Consider the following 2637-nt stretch of genomic DNA (forward strand, 5'->3'; position numbering starts at 1 on the left):
TTTATTGAAAGTAATCAAAACTTGTGGACTAAGATGTGCTTCTGCTGCCTCTCGCTCATTAAGGATTTTCAGATGTTTTTCAGCAAATTCAACGGCATGGTTAACATGGGTTTCCAGTTCTTTATCAAGATTTTGCAAATGCTCAGGAATCTTACCCACCGCAGTGGAATCTTGATAAGATTTTAGGATATCAATTTTACCTGTCAATGCTAAACAAACCAAATGCCAAATCACAGCTGGATAATAGCTATATTTTTGGATAAGCGTTTTGCTTTCGATCGATGCTTGTAAATCTTGGGCACGCGCCCATTGTATTATCCGCTCAGAGATTTTTGTCAACTCTTGCTCATTCAATATCTCTACACAAATATCAATTCCTTTATCAAAACCGCTAAAAATCCCTCCCCCAATTGTGTTAAAAGACTTATAAATATCCGTAGGTCGTATCCAATTATATTCTCCCCTATAGTGAATATATTCGCAAGCTACAGAAATCTCTTCATTAGATATTTCAGCTTCGAGATGAATATTGTACTGATCATAGAGATGTACAAAGCCAAAATCTAACTTAATAAAACGATCCGGCAAAACCAACCACATTTTCCCAAGCTCTGTGGAAAACCACCCTTGAATTTTAAAAATGCGAGTTGCTGCTGTAAGACTCATCGACCTCTGTTTAGGTTTTTTACGCGCTAAAGTGTCATCTAACTCCCCGTTTTTATAAGCTTGCGCAAAAAGAATGAGGCGCTCAATCCACCCTATTGTTTTGTAAGCTGCAAATTCTGGTACATGTAATTGGGGTGTAAACTTAGAACTTTTTAAAGCCTCAATATCACCAAGTAATGCTTCTGCAACAGCAAAATGATTAGCAGCTTCTTCATGTAATTTTTTTTCAATATCTTGTGCTTGCGCCCAAGCAATAACCCTATTTAAAGATTCCTTAACATGGCTTTCTGAGAGATCTGAAGCTGTAACATCGAAATCCTCTTTCGCAGAAAACAGCGTATATTCATACTTATCTTGTGATACTTCACCACTAGCATATTCCCAAGCAAGGCAATAAGCAGCAGTGGTAAGATCAGCTGATAACCGAAATTTTCCACCCTCCTCTCCATAATCTACAACATCATAACTAATGCCTACAATGCGATCGGGAAAATGATAATGCGCAAACATACTACCATCTTCAGCACGGTAAGATTCCCAACCAAGTCCTTTTAAAATTTCTGTTACATCTTTGGTTCGCATCGTCATGCCCCTGCGTGTTCCATAATTCTTTTACAGAGAAATTCATAAAAATTACTTGCGTAATACTGGGGATCGCTAGGTGGAAATCTAAGATAGAGCGGGCACTCACCATCCTGAAACTGAGTATAATCAAAGTAAAATGTCTCACCAAAATCTGTTCTATTGACAACAAGCTGCTGTGGTTTTGCTAAACCATTTTTTATATCTGTTAAGTGATAATAAACAATATCACCAGCAGGATTATCTTCAAAACTTGCGTTATAAATGCTAAAAATTTCATAACCTCCAATTTCTCCTCCTCCATAATTTTTTAAAAAACTTTTGTAGGACGAGGTGAATTGTAAACCAAGAGTTCTCTCAGCCTTTTCAATCAATATATCATCAGGTGCATCCTCTGCAGTGCCAAAGTCGATAACATCCGGATATTTATCAATTAATACTGCAACATCAGCTAAAGTATAAGTTTTCATAGATGATCCCCCCTAAAAAATATTAATGATGCTTTCATTCTTGAAAAGAGAAAATAATGGTGGTTTAACATTGCAATTCGGAAGTAAAACCACCATACAAAGAAATTTACTTCAAGTTATCTCTAATCCTTTTACAGAGGAATTCATAAAAGTTACTTGCGTAATACTGGGGATCGCTAGGTGGAAGTCTAAGATAGAGCGGGCACTCACCATTCTGGAATTGAGAATAATCGAAGAAAAATGTCTCTCCGAAATCGGTTCTACTAACAATAAGTTGCTGTGGCGTTGCAAAACCATTTTTTCTATAATTTAAGTTTTTATAAACAATATCATCACTACGAACAATCTCAAAGTTTGTATCATAAACGCTACATATTTCCTCACCACAAATTTCCCCTCTTCCATAGTTTTTTAAAAAACTTTTATAGGAAGACGTAAACTGCAAACCGAGAGTTTTCTCTGCTTTTTCAATCAGCGCATCATCAACTGCTTCATCTGTAGAGCCAAAATCAATACTATCGCTATATTTATCAACTAGTACTGCAACATCAGCTAAGGTATAGGTTTTCATAGATGATCCCCCTAAAAGTGATTAACAATTCTTGCATTTTTGAAAACAAAAAAGGATGACGGCTTTAACAGTGTATTTCAAAAGGAAACCGCCCAACAAAAGCGTCATTCCAAATTAGCTATAATTCTTTTACAGAGGAATTCATAGAAGTTATTTGTATAATATTGTCATATTTGTTATGAGAAAGACCTTGTCCATTGGGGTGAACAATATCAATCAGCGGCACACCATTGCCAGCTTTTCCCACCGTGGGGCGGAAAACAGAGCCAATCCCATCAGCTGCTTTAATCCCTTGGCTTTCTTGTGCGACAGGACTTCGCGCTCCAAGCGCTTGTGCTTGCAACAACA

3 protein-coding genes and 1 pseudogene are annotated in these 2637 nt (G+C 37.0%); all 4 read right to left on the minus strand.

Annotated elements, in window-relative coordinates; translation table 11 throughout:
* The coding region (locus tag ACFINF_RS08990) for a DUF6990 domain-containing protein (RefSeq protein WP_375620558.1) at window positions 1-1248 on the minus strand (1248 nt) is incomplete at its 3' end.
* Window positions 1249-1250: 2 nt separating this feature from the next.
* A complete protein-coding gene (locus tag ACFINF_RS08995) occupies window positions 1251-1718 on the minus strand; it encodes an SMI1/KNR4 family protein (protein ID WP_375620559.1) in 468 nt (155 codons plus the stop codon).
* 106 nt (window positions 1719-1824) lie between these two features.
* Entirely contained in the window at window positions 1825-2289 is a 465-nt protein-coding gene (locus ACFINF_RS09000; RefSeq protein WP_375620560.1) for an SMI1/KNR4 family protein, read from the minus strand.
* 121 nt (window positions 2290-2410) lie between these two features.
* Window positions 2411-2637, minus strand: a pseudogene (locus ACFINF_RS09005) (hypothetical protein); the annotation flags it as partial.

The sequence above is a fragment of the Bartonella sp. TS25HLJMH genome (assembly GCF_042193505.1).
Classification (GTDB): domain Bacteria; phylum Pseudomonadota; class Alphaproteobacteria; order Rhizobiales; family Rhizobiaceae; genus Bartonella; species Bartonella grahamii.

Bases quoted from the DNA above. Each gene is read 5' to 3' on its own strand.
- ACFINF_RS08995 (WP_375620559.1), bottom strand. From the start codon at position 1,718: ATGAAAACTTATACTTTAGCTGATGTTGCAGTATTAATTGATAAATAT.
- ACFINF_RS09000 (WP_375620560.1), bottom strand. From the start codon at position 2,289: ATGAAAACCTATACCTTAGCTGATGTTGCAGTACTAGTTGATAAATAT.